This is a genomic window from Sphingomonas nostoxanthinifaciens (genome assembly GCF_019930585.1).
In the GTDB taxonomy this organism is placed as follows: Bacteria; Pseudomonadota; Alphaproteobacteria; order Sphingomonadales; family Sphingomonadaceae; genus Sphingomonas_I; species Sphingomonas_I nostoxanthinifaciens.
In genome coordinates this window covers 362,796-377,661 of record NZ_CP082839.1, presented here as the reverse complement: position 1 = coordinate 377,661, position 14,866 = coordinate 362,796, and the positions used below count along the sequence as shown (strand labels likewise).

Annotated in this window: 13 protein-coding genes; 8 read left to right on the top strand and 5 right to left on the bottom strand. The window is 68.0% G+C overall.

Features of this window, described 5'->3' with window-relative positions:
- Positions 1-61: 61 nt before the first annotated feature.
- From ppdK to pth, 3 genes are all read left to right on the top strand, one after another.
- Positions 62-2,752, top strand: coding sequence for a pyruvate, phosphate dikinase (gene ppdK, locus K8P63_RS01775; RefSeq protein ID WP_223798176.1), 2,691 nt, complete (start codon positions 62-64; stop codon positions 2,750-2,752).
- A 257-nt stretch (positions 2,753-3,009) separates the two neighbouring features.
- Positions 3,010-3,627 (top strand): 50S ribosomal protein L25/general stress protein Ctc, encoded by a 618-nt coding sequence (locus K8P63_RS01770; protein ID WP_223798175.1) that lies wholly within the window; start codon positions 3,010-3,012, stop codon positions 3,625-3,627.
- A 114-nt stretch (positions 3,628-3,741) separates the two neighbouring features.
- Positions 3,742-4,308, top strand: a complete 567-nt coding sequence (gene pth / locus K8P63_RS01765) for an aminoacyl-tRNA hydrolase (RefSeq protein ID WP_223798174.1) — start codon at positions 3,742-3,744, stop codon at positions 4,306-4,308.
- A gap of 36 nt (positions 4,309-4,344) precedes the next feature.
- On the opposite strand, the gene K8P63_RS01760 is transcribed toward pth, so the two are convergent.
- Positions 4,345-4,923 carry a hypothetical protein gene (locus tag K8P63_RS01760; RefSeq protein ID WP_223798173.1) on the bottom strand — a complete coding sequence of 193 codons (579 nt, stop codon included), beginning with the start codon at positions 4,921-4,923 and terminating at the stop codon, positions 4,345-4,347.
- A gap of 213 nt (positions 4,924-5,136) precedes the next feature.
- On the opposite strand from K8P63_RS01760, the gene ychF reads away from it, so the two are divergent.
- Genes ychF through K8P63_RS01745 form a run of 3 tightly spaced genes read left to right on the top strand, consistent with a single transcriptional unit; the run spans position 5,137 to position 7,931 of the window.
- On the top strand, positions 5,137-6,234 hold the full coding sequence (gene ychF / locus K8P63_RS01755) for a redox-regulated ATPase YchF (protein WP_223798172.1): 1,098 nt from the start codon (positions 5,137-5,139) through the stop codon (positions 6,232-6,234).
- 37 nt (positions 6,235-6,271) lie between these two features.
- Complete coding sequence (locus tag K8P63_RS01750) at positions 6,272-7,468, top strand: alkaline phosphatase family protein (RefSeq protein WP_223798171.1); 1,197 nt, start codon at positions 6,272-6,274, stop codon at positions 7,466-7,468.
- Positions 7,469-7,478: 10 nt separating this feature from the next.
- The gene (locus K8P63_RS01745; RefSeq protein WP_223798170.1) at positions 7,479-7,931 is read left to right on the top strand and encodes a MaoC family dehydratase; all 453 of its coding nucleotides are present in this window, start codon (positions 7,479-7,481) and stop codon (positions 7,929-7,931) included.
- A gap of 19 nt (positions 7,932-7,950) precedes the next feature.
- Here K8P63_RS01745 and K8P63_RS01740 read toward each other — a convergent pair whose 3' ends face one another.
- The 4 genes from K8P63_RS01740 to K8P63_RS01725 all read right to left on the bottom strand — a co-directional run bounded on the left by K8P63_RS01740 (position 7,951) and on the right by K8P63_RS01725 (position 11,771).
- A complete protein-coding gene (locus K8P63_RS01740; protein WP_223798169.1) occupies positions 7,951-8,358 on the bottom strand; it encodes a VOC family protein in 408 nt (135 codons plus the stop codon).
- Positions 8,359-8,407: 49 nt separating this feature from the next.
- Complete coding sequence (locus tag K8P63_RS01735) at positions 8,408-8,830, bottom strand: endonuclease domain-containing protein (protein ID WP_223798168.1); 423 nt, start codon at positions 8,828-8,830, stop codon at positions 8,408-8,410.
- 75 nt (positions 8,831-8,905) lie between these two features.
- Positions 8,906-10,489 (bottom strand): peptide chain release factor 3, encoded by a 1,584-nt coding sequence (locus K8P63_RS01730; protein ID WP_223798167.1) that lies wholly within the window; start codon positions 10,487-10,489, stop codon positions 8,906-8,908.
- Between the two features lie 55 nt (positions 10,490-10,544).
- Positions 10,545-11,771: a DUF1624 domain-containing protein gene (locus K8P63_RS01725; RefSeq protein ID WP_223798166.1), complete on the bottom strand. Its 1,227-nt coding sequence runs from the start codon at positions 11,769-11,771 to the stop codon at positions 10,545-10,547.
- Positions 11,772-11,901: 130 nt separating this feature from the next.
- On the opposite strand from K8P63_RS01725, the gene K8P63_RS01720 reads away from it, so the two are divergent.
- Positions 11,902-12,885 carry a bile acid:sodium symporter family protein gene (locus K8P63_RS01720; protein WP_223798165.1) on the top strand — a complete coding sequence of 328 codons (984 nt, stop codon included), beginning with the start codon at positions 11,902-11,904 and terminating at the stop codon, positions 12,883-12,885.
- Positions 12,886-12,917: 32 nt separating this feature from the next.
- Positions 12,918-14,849: an acetate--CoA ligase gene (gene acs / locus K8P63_RS01715; RefSeq protein ID WP_223798164.1), complete on the top strand. Its 1,932-nt coding sequence runs from the start codon at positions 12,918-12,920 to the stop codon at positions 14,847-14,849.
- Positions 14,850-14,866 lie beyond the last annotated feature (17 nt).

Below are 14,866 nucleotides of genomic sequence, written 5' to 3'. Positions count from 1 at the left end.
ATTCGACGCCCTCTGAAATCTCGGCCATATTGCATCGCAAAATAGCCAGCCGGAGATTTCTATGGCCAGCCTGCCCGTGACCGACCACGACGAGCGTTACGTCTATCGCTTCGGCGGCGGCGTCTCGGATGGCGGCAACGGCGACCGCAATCTGCTGGGCGGCAAGGGCGCGAATCTTGACGGCATGGCCTCGATCGGCCTGCCGGTGCCGCCGGGCTTCACTATCTCCACCGCAATGTGCGCGCGTTATTATGACGAGGGCGGCGCCTTCCCCGATTCGCTGCGCGGCGAGGTCGCGAACGGGCTCGCGCATATCGAGGCGGTGACCGGCAAGCGCTTCGGCGACGCGGCCGATCCTTTGCTGGTGTCGGTGCGCTCGGGCGCGCGCATCTCGATGCCGGGCATGATGGATACGGTGCTCAACCTCGGCCTTAACGACGATACCGTGGCTGGGCTGGCGGCGGTGTCGGGCGACGATCGCTTCGCGTGGGACAGCTATCGCCGCTTCATCCAGATGTATGCCGACGTCGTGCTGGAGCTGGATCATGGCGCGTTCGAGGATGCGCTGGAGATCGCCAAGGAGGACAAGGGCCTGACGCTCGATACCGAGCTGTCGGCCGACGATCTGCGTGCGTTGGTCACGACCTATAAAGGCCTGGTCGAGGAGCAGTGGGGCAAGCCGTTCCCGCTCGACGTGCACGATCAACTGTGGGGCGCGATCGGCGCGGTGTTCGGATCGTGGCAGTCGGATCGCGCCAAGGTCTATCGCCGCCTCAACGACATTCCGGCCGGCTGGGGCACGGCGGTGAACGTGCAGGCGATGGTGTTCGGCAATATGGGCGATACATCGGCCACCGGCGTCGCCTTCACGCGCGATCCGTCGACCGGCGAGCGCGCTTATTATGGCGAGTTCCTCATCAACGCGCAGGGCGAGGACGTCGTCGCCGGCATCCGCACGCCGCAATATCTGACGCTGGCCGCGCGCGAGAAGGCCGGCGCCAGGGCCGCGTCGATGGAAGAGGCGCTGCCCGACACCTATGTCGAGCTGGCCCGCGTGTTCGACCTGCTGGAAACGCATTATCGCGACATGCAGGATATCGAGTTCACGGTGCAGCAGGGCAAGCTCTGGATGCTCCAGACGCGCTCGGGCAAGCGCACCGCCAAGGCGGCGCTGAAGATCGCGGTCGACATGGCGAATGAGGGCCTCATCACGCAGGACGAGGCGGTGGCGCGGGTCGATCCGGCGGCGCTCGACCAGCTGCTCCACCCCACGCTCGATCCCAAGGCGCCGCGCGACGTGATCGCCAAGGGCCTGCCCGCGTCGCCGGGCGCGGCGTCGGGCAAGGTGGTGTTCGACGCCGACACGGCCGAGAAGCAGGCTGCCGCCGGAGTCGCGGTCATCCTCGTCCGCGTCGAGACCAGCCCCGAGGACATTCACGGCATGCATGCCGCCAAGGGCATCCTGACGGCGCGCGGCGGCATGACGAGCCACGCCGCGGTGGTGGCGCGCGGCATGGGCCGGCCGTGCGTCTCGGGGGTCGGCAGCCTCGCCATCAGCGCGAAGGACAAACTGTTCCGCGTCGCCGGCCGCGAGGTGAAGGAAGGCGATATCGTCACCATCGACGGCGCGACCGGCGAGGTGATGCTGGGCGAGGTCGCAACCGTCCAGCCCGAGCTGGCGGGCGATTTCGGGACGCTGATGGCGTGGGCGGACGAGGTGCGCCGGCTGAAGGTGCGCACCAATGCCGAGACTCCGCTCGACTGCCGCACCGCGCGCCGCTTCGGCGCCGAGGGCATCGGCCTGTGCCGCACCGAGCATATGTTCTTCGACGCCGCCCGCATCACGGCGGTGCGCCAGATGATTCTCGCCGAGGACGAAGCCGGCCGTCGCGCCGCGCTCGCCAAATTGCTGCCCGAACAGCGTAGCGACTTCGCCGAGATCTTCGAGATCATGGCCGGCCTGCCGGTCACGATCCGCTTGCTCGATCCGCCGCTGCACGAATTCCTGCCGCACGAGGATGCCGAGTTCAACGAGGTGGCGGCCGCCACCGGCGTCGCGGTCGACCAGCTCAAGCGACGCGCCGCCGAATTGCACGAATTCAACCCGATGCTCGGCCATCGCGGCTGCCGGCTCGGCATCACCTATCCCGAAATCTACGAGATGCAGGCACGCGCCATCTTCGAGGCGGCGGTCGACGTCGCCACGCGCACGGGCGAGGCACCGATCCCGGAAGTGATGGTGCCCTTGGTCGCGACCCGGCGCGAGCTGGAGATCATCAAGGCGCTGATCGACCGCACCGCCGCCGCGGTGTTCGCCGAGAAGGGCCGCACGCTCGATTATCTGGTCGGCACGATGATCGAGCTGCCGCGCGCCGCGCTGAAAGCGGGCGAGATCGCCGAGGTCGGTGCCTTCTTCTCGTTCGGCACCAACGATCTGACCCAGACCGCATTGGGCGTCAGCCGCGACGATGCCGCGCGCTTCCTCGGCACCTATGTCGAGCAGGGCATCTATCCCAAGGATCCGTTCGTCAGCCTCGACGTCGAGGGCGTGGGCGAGCTGATCCAGCTGGCGGCCGAGCGCGGGCGCGCGACGCGGCCGGACATCAAGCTCGGCATCTGCGGCGAGCATGGCGGCGATCCGGCCTCGATCGCCTTCTGCGAGGCGACCGGGCTCGATTACGTCTCCGCCTCGCCCTATCGCGTGCCGATCGCGCGGCTGGCGGCGGCGCAGGCGGCGCTGAAGGCGAAGTAGTTCCCGTTCCCCGGCGCAGGCCGGGGTCCAGGGACTCGTCGGCGGCACAATGCGGGAGATCGCTGGCGAATCCTCCCGCTCTCGTCGATCACCTCACGTGAGTCCCTGGCCCCCGGCTTTCGCCGGGGAACGGGCGCCAACGAAGCCGCCCGGCCACGTTGCATTTCCCCGCCGCCTTCGCTATGCGCGCCAGCTTCCGCCGGGTCATCCCTGGAGGCCGGCGGGTTCATCAACTCAATGCGAACTGGAGACAGACCATGAGCGACACGCTCACTTTGTCGGCCGAGACGCGCGAGCGGGCAGGCAAGGGAGCCTCCCGCGCCATGCGTCGTGAAGGCCGCGTCCCCGCCGTCGTGTACGGCAACAAGCAGGAAGCCCTCTCGATCCACCTCGAGGAGAAGGCGCTGGTGAAGGCGCTTTCGACCGGCCACTTCATGAACTCGGTCGTGATGATCGACGGCGTGGGCGAGCTGGTGCGGACCCTGCCCAAGGACGTCCAGTTCCATCCCGTCACCGATCGTCCGCTCCACGTCGACTTCCTGCGCATCGGCGAGCATTCGACCGTCACCGTCGCGGTGCCGGTGGTGTTCACCGACGAAGAGCAGGCGCCCGGCATCAAGCGCGGCGGCGTGCTCAACATCGTCCGCCACGAGCTCGAGCTGGTGTGCGACGCGGCTGACATTCCCGACCAGATCGAGATCTCGCTTGCGGGCCTCGAGGTCGGCGCGTCGATCCACATCTCGGCGGTGCAGCTGCCGCAGGGTGCAACGTCGGCGATCGACGATCGCGACTTCACCATCGCGACGATCGTCGCCCCGTCCGCGCTCAAGTCGAGCGACGGCGAGGGCGAGACCGAGGCGACCCCGGAAGCCTGATCGCCTTAGCGGATTGCGTCATCCCAGCGTAGGCTGGGATCTCCGACGGGGCGTGCACCGCCTCTGGAGATCCCAGCCTGCGCTGGGATGACGTTTTTGGGGGGAAAGTGCTGCGTGCAGCTCTGGGTCGGCCTCGGCAATCCCGGCGCGCAATATGCGCTCCACCGGCACAATGTCGGCTTCATGGCGGTCGACGCCATCGCCGAGGTGCACGGCTTCGAACCGTGGCGGAAGCAGTTCCAGGGCTGGAGCGCGCTCGGCCGGATCGGGTCCTACCGCATCCTGCTGCTCAAGCCCGCGACCTTCATGAACGACAGCGGCCGCGCCGTCGCCGAGGCGCTGCGCTTCTACAAGCTCGATCTTTCCGCGCTCACCGTCTTCCACGACGAGCTCGATCTCCAGCCGAACAAGGTCAAGCTCAAGGTCGGCGGCGGCGCCGCCGGGCATAACGGGCTGCGCTCGATCGATCAGCATCTCGGGCCGGATTATCGCCGCGTGCGGATCGGCATCGGCCATCCCGGCCATAAGGACCGGGTGACCGGCCACGTGCTCGGCAATTACGCCAAGGCGGAGATGGATCCGCTCGCTGACCTGCTCGGCGCGATCGCGGCGGAGGCGCCTTTGCTCGCTGCCCGCGACGACGTGCGCTTCATGAACGAGGTCGCACTGCGGCTGCAGTAAGCCGGACGACCGCGGTCAGGCGCGATCGGCGCCCGATCAGAAGCGCAGCGCGAACGACGCCTGCGCGACCGGATCGATACGCGACCAGCGCCGGTTGCCGAGCGCCGCGACCGCCTGGTCTATCCCGCGATCGAAGGTCGTACCCGCGTCGAAGCCGATCAATGCATGCGCGGAGATGTTGCGCATCCAGCCGACCGCAACCGCCGGCGCATTGCGCCGCACCGGCGCGCGCAGCGGCAGCAGCCCGGCCATGGCAGGCGAGTAGATCAGGCTGGTCGCGCGCGTCGCGGCAAACGGATTGAAGGTGCCGAACCCACGACGGAACATCTTGCGCACGCCCGCGGAGAGATGAAGCCCCAGATCCTCGTCCGACAGCAGATCCACCATCGAGGCGATGCGGCGCAGCTTCGGCTTGGGCTCGATCGATACCGGCTTCACCTCGGCGCGCAGATCGAGCTGGTCGTAAGGCTGCGGTCCGGACAGGGCGGTGAATGCGAAAGCGCCCCCCTCGCTCGCGCCACCCTGTCCGGCAGGCGCCTGCACCTCCGCGGAGGCTGGCACCACATGCGTCGTCATCGTCGCGACCGCAATGGCCGCGAGTTGCCACACCCGCATCGTCTTCCCCGTCGCTGTGACCGGCGGCCAACCCCTGCCGCGCCCGGTCATTGATAAGACGCTCCGCGCCGTAGCCCCACTCAGCATAGGTTCCGTGACATGCGACGAACCGTTCTTTACCATGGACGAGTTGAGATTTTATCAACGACTGGCGTGGTGGCGATGCAACGCCTAAGTGCGGGACGCCCAAACCAAGCGGCACCAAGGAGCATCATGGGATTTCGTTGCGGCATCGTCGGCCTTCCCAACGTGGGCAAATCGACGCTCTTCAATGCGTTGACCGAAACGGCAGCGGCGCAGGCGGCCAATTATCCGTTCTGCACGATCGAGCCGAACGTCGGCCAGGTCGCCGTGCCCGATCCGCGGCTGGACAAGCTCGCCGCGATCGCCGGATCGGCGAAGAAGATCGAGACGCAGCTCGCCTTCGTCGACATTGCCGGGCTGGTGCGCGGCGCGTCGAAGGGCGAGGGGCTGGGCAACCAGTTCCTCGGCAACATCCGCGAATGCGACGCGATCATCCACGTGCTGCGCTGCTTCGAGGGCGAGGTGACGCATGTCGAGGGCCGGGTCGATCCGATCGCCGATGCCGAGACGGTCGAGACCGAGCTGATGCTGTCCGATCTGGAAAGCCTCGAAAAGCGCGTGCCCAATCTCGCGAAGAAGGCGCAGCAGGGCGACAAGGAGGCCAAGGCCGCCGCCGCCGTACTCGGCCAAGCGCTCGAGCTGCTGCGCGACGGCAAGCCCGCGCGGCTGACCAAGCCCCGCGACGAGGACGAGCAGCGCCTGTTCGAGCAGGCGCAATTGCTCACCGCCAAGCCGGTCCTCTACGTCTGCAACGTCGACGAAGGCTCGGCCGCCGAGGGCAATGCCCTGTCGGCGCGGGTATTCGCGAAGGCGGCGGCGGAAAATGCCGGCGCGGTGGTTGTCTCGGCCGCGATCGAGGCCGAGATCGTCACGCTTGCTCCCGCCGATCGGGCGGAGTTCCTGTCCGATCTCGGCCTGTCCGAGACCGGGCTCGCCCGCGTGATCCGTGCGGGCTACGATCTGCTCCACCTGCTCACCTTCTTCACCTCGGGTCCGAAGGAAGCGCGCGCGTGGACGATCCCGGTGGGATCGAAGGCGCCGCAGGCGGCGGGCGCGATCCATTCGGATTTCGAGCGCGGCTTCATCCGCGCCGAGACGATCGGCTTCGACGATTATGTCGCGTGCAACGGGGAAGCCGGCGCGCGCGAGGCGGGCAAGCTGCGCTCCGAAGGCAAGGAGTATGTGGTTCACGACGGCGACGTGATGCTGTTCCGCTTCAACGTCTGACACGGTTCCGTCATGTCGGGCAGGCAGGGGGCGGATCATGTTGATCCTGCTCCGCTTTCTCCTGCTCGCTCTGCTCGTCCCCGGTGTCGCCGTCGCGGCCGGGCGCGCGCCCGTCACGATCCTCGTCTCGATCGACGGCTTTCGCGCCGATTATCTGGCGCGGGGGCTGACACCGACCTTGTCTGCATTGGCGCGGTCCGGCGCATCGGCGGCGATGCGGCCGTCCTTCCCGTCAAAAACCTATCCCAACCATTATACGTTGGTCACCGGCCTCCGGCCCGACCGCAACGGCATCGTCGGCAACAAGATGGAGGATGCCGCCCGTCCCGGCGAGACCTTCACCATGGAGAAGAGCGAGGACGCCTTCTGGTGGCAGGAGGCCGAGCCGATCTGGACGGCGGCCGAGAAAGCCGGAATCCGCACCGCCACCATGTTCTGGCCCGGCTCCAACGTCGAGAATGGCGGCGTGCGACCGCACGATTGGTGGGCCTATGACAAAGCGATCCCCGAGGCGCAGCGGGTCGATGCGGTGCTCGACTGGCTGCGCCGCCCGGCGGCGACCCGCCCACGCTTCGTCACGCTCTATTTCGACACGGTCGACACCGCCGGCCACCATCACGGGCCGGTCAGCCCCGAGGTGGACGCTGCGCTGCGTGCGGTCGACGGACAGATTGCCCGCCTGCGCCACGGCCTGGCGGAGCTGCACCAGCCCGCAAACCTCGTGATCGTCGCCGATCACGGCATGGCGGCGACGTCGCCCGATCGGGTCGTGCTGCTGAAGACGATCGCCGATCCCGCCGACATGCATGTCGTCGATGCCGGCCCGGTCGCGACGATCGATCCGCTACCGGCGCACGAGGCGGCGCTGGCATCAGCGCTGCTGCGCCCGCTGCCGCACGCCACCTGCTATCGCAAGGCGGACCTGCCGGCGCGCCTGCGTTACGGGCACAATCCGCGCGTCGCGCCGTTCGTCTGCCTCGCCGACATGGGCTGGCTGCTGCTGGAGAAGCTGCCGGCCGACGGCGTCGATCTGGGCAGCCACGGCTATGACAATGCCGCGCCCGAAATGCAGGCGCTGTTCGTCGCCGCCGGCCCCGCCTTCCGCCATGGCGTACGCCTCGCTCCGTTCGACAATGTCGATGTCTACGCGCTGCTGCGCGATCTGCTGCGCCTGCCAGCCAAAGCGGGTATCGACGGCAGCGACGCCGCCTTCGCGCGCGCGCTCGCCCGCTGACGGAGACGCAATGCAGACGTTGTTCGAGGATCTGGAGATCGGTCGGGTCGATCGCTTCGGCCATTATGACGTGACCGAAGCGGAGGTGCTGGACTTCGCCCGCCGCTACGACGCGCAGCCCTTCCATCTCGATGCCGAAGCGGCGGCGGCCAACCCGATCTTCGGCCGGGTCGCGGCGAGCGGCTGGCATACCGCGTCGATGGCGATGGCGATGACGGTCGAGCATTGGCGCGCGATCGGCTTCGCAAGCCTCGGCTCGCCCGGGCTGGACGAACTGAGTTGGCTGAAGCCGGTCTATCCGGGCGACACGCTGCGGATCGAGGCGGAGGTGATGGGCCTGCGCCTCCCCTCCTCGCTCGCCGGCATCGGCTTCGCGAAGGTGCGCACGATCGTCTTCAACCAGGCCGACGAGCCGGTGATGCGGCAGGTGGCGACGATCATGGTGGGGCGGCGGGCGGAATAGGCCGGGCGTTTTCGGCCGCTCAGGCCGGATCGCTGTCCACGGCGACGCCGTCCTGCATCAGCCGCGACGGCCAGCCGATCCGGATCAGCATCCCGTCGGGGCCATTGATGCCCACCTCGTAAAGCCCCCACGCGCGATGGCGAAGAATGCCGCCCGGACGGATGACGAGATCGTCCACCCGCGCGGCGATGGCGTCCACCTCGGGCGTGCGGATGAAGACGCCGAAGGGATTATGCGCCTCGGGCACCCGCCATGGGCCCGAACCGGCCTGCGTCAGGTGAACCTCGCACCCCCAGCCGGCCATGATCGCATAAACGGTGTCCCCGCCCGTACGGGTGAAGCCGAGGCGCTCCCAGAACGGAATGGCTGCCGGCAGGTCGTTGTGCGGCACGATCGCGAACGCACCCGTCGTCGCAGGAATCGGCATCTGGCGGCTCCGCTGGTGATGTGCAGCCGAGCGATCCTAAAGCCGGCTGTCAGAGAGCGTCAATGTGAGCGTCGCCGAGCACGAGCGACCCCTGAACTCCCTTCCCCGAAAGGGAGGGGTTGGGGTGGGTCGAGGCACGCGCCACTGCCGCGAAAATGGTGCTGACCACGCCCTCGAGGTTCTCGCGGACGTCGTTGTTCCAGAAGCGCAACACGGTCCAGCCAAGGCACTGCAGGTGCAAGGAGCGCTCGGCATCCTCAGCAGCGCGAACAGCATGCTGGCCGCCATCCGGTTCGATCGCGATCCGGGCGGAGCGACAGGCGAAATCGACGATATAGCGGTCGATCACCAACTGTCGCGTGAAGCGCGGTCGCCCGCTGCGTAACGCCGACCAGAGCAGGCGTTCCTCGAGCGTGGCTTCATGCCGCAGGCGGCGGGCGTTTGCGGTCAGTTCGGGCGGTATGCGCTGCACCCGCGCCTTCTATCATCGTTGGCGTAAGCAGCCGCCCACCCCCAGCCCCTCCCTTGCAGGGGGGAGCGGCACGTGTTACCGCCGGTCCTTCGTATTGGCGAAGCGGATCGCGGGGGAGCGGCCGGCGACGTAGGAGAGTTCCCACGCATCCTTGGCCATGAACACCGGCGCGCCGTCGCGATCCTCGGCCATCGCGCCGCGGTGATCGGCCATGAAGCCGTCGAGCGTCTTGGCGTCGTCCGCCGTCAGCCAGCGCGCCGTATCCCAGGGCGACGGCTCGAACCCCGCATCGACCTTATATTCGGCCTGCAGGCGCGAGATCAGCACGTCGAGCTGGAGCTGGCCGACCACGCCGACGATCCACGACGAGCCGATCTGCGGGAAGAAGACCTGCATGATCCCCTCCTCGGCCATGTCGTTGAGCGCGTTGCGCAATTGCTTGGTCTTGGTCGGATCGGCCAGGCGCACGCGGCGCAAAATTTCCGGCGCGAAATTGGGAATGCCGGTGAAGCGCAGCGTCTCGCCCTCGGTCAGCGTGTCGCCGACGCGCAGCGTGCCGTGGTTGGGGATGCCGATGATGTCGCCGGGATAGGCCTCCTCCGCCAGCTCGCGGTCGCGCGCCATGAACAGCAAGGGCGAATGGACCGCGATCGTCTTGCCGGTGCCGACCTGCGACAGCTTCATGCCGCGGCGGAAGCGGCCCGCGCACAGCCGCATGAAGGCGATGCGATCGCGATGCTGCGGGTTCATGTTCGCCTGCACCTTGAACACGAAGCCCGACACCTGCGTTTCGTCGGGCTGCACGGTGCGCGGCTCGGCCGGTTGCGGGCGAGGGCTCGGCGCGTGCAAAGCGAGCGCGTCGATCAATTGCTCGACCCCGAAATCCTTGAGCGCCGAGCCGAAATAGACCGGCGTCAGATCGCCTGCGCGATAGGCTTCCTCGTCAAACGCGGCATAGCCCGCCACCGCGAGCTCCGCCTCCTCGCGCAGCAGGTTCACGCCATCGGCCGAGAGCAGCGCGTCGAGATCGGGATCGTCCAGCCCGCCCACCGGGACGCTGTCGCCCTCGAACGCGCCGGTCGCGTCGGCGGCCGGGCGGTGCAGCACGTTGCGCGCGAGATCGTAGATTCCCTCGAACATCCCGCCCATGCCGACCGGCCAGCTCATCGGCGTGACGTCGAGCGCGAGCGCGTCGGCCACCTCGTCCAGCAAGGCGAAGGGCGCGCGGCCCTCGCGATCGACCTTGTTAACGAAGGTGATGATCGGCACGTTGCGCAGGCGGCAGACCTCGAACAATTTGCGCGTCTGCGCCTCGATGCCGCGCGCGGCATCGATCACCATCACCGCCGAATCGACCGCCGTCAGCGTGCGGTAAGTGTCCTCCGAGAAGTCTTCGTGGCCCGGCGTGTCGAGCAGGTTGAAGACGATGCCCTCGCGCTCGAACGTCATCACCGACGAGGTGACCGAGATGCCGCGCTGCTGCTCGATCTTCATCCAGTCGGATCGGGCGCGCCGCGCCTGGCCGCGCGCGCGCACCTCGCCCGCGGCGTGGATCGCGCCGCCGAACAGCAGCAGCTTTTCGGTCAGCGTCGTCTTGCCGGCGTCGGGGTGCGAGATGATCGCGAACGTGCGCCGTTCGGGGATTGCCTGGGATGCCATGATGGCGGCGGCGTCTAGCAGGTGCCGCGCGACCCGTCACGCGGCCCGGCAGTCGCTACAGATAGCCCAGCCACCAGTCGCGCCGCCGCCTTTTCACCCCGGCGAACCAGCGCGCGAGCGGAATCAGCGCCACCACCACCGCCAGCCAGACGAGATAGACGATCCCGAGCGAGAAGCCCCAGCCCGCCGGCGGCGGCATGCCCGAGAAACCGGCGGCGACAACGTCGAACGCGACGCGCGGCATGCCCATCGCCGCCGCGACCACCAGCATGATGCCGTGCGCGATGTAGATGTGGCAGATGTAGGTGAAGAGCGGCGTGCGCCCGAAATCCAGCAGGATGCGCGCGGCCGGCCCGCGCAGCCGCTCCAGCGCGAGGAACAGCAGGATCGAGATGCCGAGCGTCGCGCAGACATAATCGGGCGACGGCGGATATTTGGAGACGTTCATGAACGACATGCCGGTCTGCACCGGCGTGGCGAGATGGACCCACGGCGCCGGATCGCCATAGCCGTCCAGCAGCCGCAGCAGCGCAAACGCGACGAGCAGCCCCAGCGCGATCGGCAGCAGGCGCTGCCGCCGCACGGCCGGAGCCAGCCGATATATCGGCCCCAGCCCGAAGCCGATGCACATCACCGCCAGCCACGGCACGAAGGCGTAGAAGATCAGGATCGGCGCGCCCGGCACCTTGCCCGGCGCGATCGTCGCCATCCGCACCAGCCCGAGCGCGCCCGATACGCCGGCGGTGAGCGGCACCATGAACGAATAGAGAAGCAGGATCGCGATGCCGATCGCCAGCACCGCCGGAGCCGGCGCGCGCGCGATCAGCCCCATGCAGATCATGCTCATGCCGATCGCCCACATCACCTGCAGGAAGAGGAAGGGCGGCCCGAGGTTGAAGCCGAAGCTGATGACGGTGCATTCCAGCAGCACCAGCCACGCGCCGCGCGTCAGCAGGAAGCGCGTCAGCGCGGCCGGCGATTTGCCGTTGGCCTTCTGGAAGAAGATCGAGACGCCCGCCAGGAACACGAAGGTCGGCGCGCACAGATGCGTCACCCAGCGCGTCGCGAACAGGATCGGCGTGGTGCGCAGCGGATCGGTCGGATCGAAGCTGTTGGCCGCGACGTGGAAGAAATCGCGGACATGATCGAGCACCATCACCACGATGACGAGGCCGCGCAGCATGTCGATCGCGTCCAGCCGCGCCGCGCCCGCGCGGGTCAGCCCGGCCGGAACCGGCTCGACCAGCGGATCGCGCACGATATTCGGAATCGCCGTGGCCATGCGCCGTTCCTCCCCCGGTCGCCGGTCATAGTACGCCACCGTAACGAGCGGAAGCGCCTCGTCGTGCTGCGAGCGAAATCGGCCCAGGGCGCCCTTTCCTTCCGGTTCCTGTCCTGCCAAAGCCGCGGCCGTGCTGAAGCGACTGCTCCCCGATCCGTTTCTTCTGTTCCTGATCGGCACGGTCCTGCTGGCGACCTTCCTGCCCGCGCGCGGCGCGTTCGCGACCTTCGTCGGCTGGCTGAGCCTCGTCACCATCCTGATGCTGTTCTTCTTCCACGGCGCGAAGCTGGCGCGCGAGCAGGTGCTGGCGGGGCTGCTCGACTGGCGGCTGCACCTCGTCATCCTCGCCTGTACGTTCGTGATGTTCCCGCTGGTCGGCCTGGTCGGGTCACGCCTGTTCCCCGGGCTGCTGCCGCCCGCGCTCTGGACAGGCCTGCTGTTCGTCTGCGCTTTGCCCTCGACCGTGCAGTCTGCGATCGCGTTCGTGTCGATGGCACGCGGCAACGTGCCGTCGGCGATCGCCTCGGCCTCGGCCAGCCAGATGCTCGGCATCGTCCTGACGCCGATCATCATGGGGCTGATCGCCAACACCCATGGCGGCGCCACCGGCAGCCTGTCGGGCATCGCCGCCATCGCCGCGCAGATCCTGCTGCCCTTCCTCGCCGGACATCTGCTGCGGCCGTGGATCAAGGACTGGGTGACGCGGAACAAGACGCTGGTCGGCCTGACCGACCGATCGACCATTCTCGTCGCGGTCTATGGCGCCTTTTCGGCGGCGGTGCTGGAGGGGCTGTGGCACAAGCTGTCGCCGGGCAACATGGTGCTGCTGCTGGTGGCGGACGCGGTGCTGCTGGCGATCGGGCTGGCCGGCACATGGACTGCCGGCCGACTGGGAGGCTTCAATCGCGCCGACCGCATCGCCATCCTGTTCTGCGGCACCAAGAAGAGCCTGGTGCAGGGCGTGCCGATGGCCAAGATCCTGTTCCCGGGGCCGCAGGGCGGTGTCATCCTGCTGCCGATCATGCTGTTCCACCAGATCCAGCTGATGGCCTGCGCCTTCATCGCGCGCCGCTATGCCGCGATGGCGGATGCCGAAAGCCAAGCCACCAGCTAAGAGTATCAAGCGAGAAGGCCGAGGAGAGGCGCGTGACCGACCTGTATCCCGTAACCCCGGAATGGGCGCACGACGCGCGCATCGACGCGGCGGCCTATGACGATCTCTATGCCCGTTCGCTGGCCGAGCCCGAGCGTTTCTGGCTGGAGCAGGCGCAGCGGCTCGACTGGATGGTGCCGCCGACCAAGGCCGACGAGAGCAGCTTCGCCAAGGACGATTTCGGCGTGCGCTGGTTCGCCGACGGCGTGCTCAACGTCACCGCCAACTGCCTCGACCGCCATCTCGCCAGCTATGGCGACGCCACCGCGATCATCTGGGAGCCCGACGAGCCGTCCGAGCAGCCGCGCCACATCACCTATCTCGAGCTTTACGAGGAGGTCTGCCGTTTCGCCAACGCGCTGAAGGCGCTGGGCGTCGCCAAGGGCGACCGCGTCACCATCTACCTGCCGATGGTCCCGGAGGCAGCGGTGGCGGTGCTCGCCTGCGCGCGCATCGGCGCGATCCATTCGGTCGTGTTCGGCGGCTTCTCGCCCGACGCGCTCGCCGGCCGGATCAAGGATTGCGGCTCGACTGTGGTCATCACCGCCGACGAGGGCCGGCGCGGCGGCAAGCGCGTGCAGCTCAAGGCCAATGTCGATGCCGCCGCCGAGCGCTGCACGATCGAGACCACCGTCGTCGTCAAGGTGACCGGCAGCGCCGTCGCCATGCAGGACGGCCGCGACGTCTGGTATCACGACGCCATGGCGACCGCGCCCACGGAATGCCCGCCCGAACCGATGGCCGCGGAGGATCCGCTGTTCATCCTCTACACGTCGGGCTCGACCGGCCAGCCCAAGGGGGTGATGCACACCTCCGGCGGCTATCTACTGTGGGCCAGCCTGACGCACGCGAGCGTGTTCGATTACCGACCCGGCCAGATCTACTGGTGCGCCGCCGATATCGGCTGGGTGACCGGGCACAGCTACATCGTCTACGGCCCGCTCGCCAACGGTGCGACGACGGTGATGTTCGAGGGCATTCCCAACTGGCCCGACGCCAGCCGCATCTGGCAGGTGGTCGACCGGCACAAGGTGGAGATCCTCTACACCGCGCCCACCGCGTTGCGCGCGCTGATGAAGGAGGGCGACGACTTCGTCCGCCGCACCAGCCGCGCGTCGCTGCGCATCCTCGCTTCGGTCGGCGAGCCGATCAATCCGGAGGCGTGGCGCTGGTATCATGACGTCGTCGGCGATGGCCGCTGCCCGATCATGGACACGTGGTGGCAGACCGAGACCGGAGGCCACATGATCACGCCGCTACCGGGCGCGACCGCGCTCAAGCCCGGCTCGGCGACCAAGCCGTTCTTCGGCGTCGAACCGAAACTGCTCGACGGCGAAGGGCATGAATTGGCCGGCGCCGCCGAGGGCAATCTCGTCATCGCGCGGTCGTGGCCGGGCCTGATGCGCGGCGTGTGGGGCGATCCCGAGCGCTTCTTCCAGACCTATTTCGCGACCTTCCCCAACGTCTACACCACCGGCGACGGCGCGCGGCGCGATGCCGACGATTATTGGTGGATCACCGGGCGGGTGGACGACGTCATCAACGTCTCCGGCCATCGCATGGGCACCGCCGAGGTCGAGAGCGCGCTGGTGCTGCACAAGGATGTCGCCGAAGCGGCGGTGGTCGGCTTCCCGCACGACATCAAGGGACAGGGCATCTACGCCTACGTCACCCTGAATGCCGGCATCGAGCCGAGCGAGCCGCTGCGCAAGGAATTGCGCGACTGGGTACGGATGGAGATCGGCCCCATCGCGACGCCCGACGCGATCCAGTTCGCGCCCGGTTTGCCCAAGACGCGCAGCGGCAAGATCATGCGCCGCATCCTGCGCAAGGTGGCGGAGGGCGACACCTCGACGCTGGGCGACACCAGCACGCTCGCCGACCCGTCAGTGGTCGACGACCTGATCGCCAACCGCGTGGGCTGAGCCGGAGCCTTATCCGC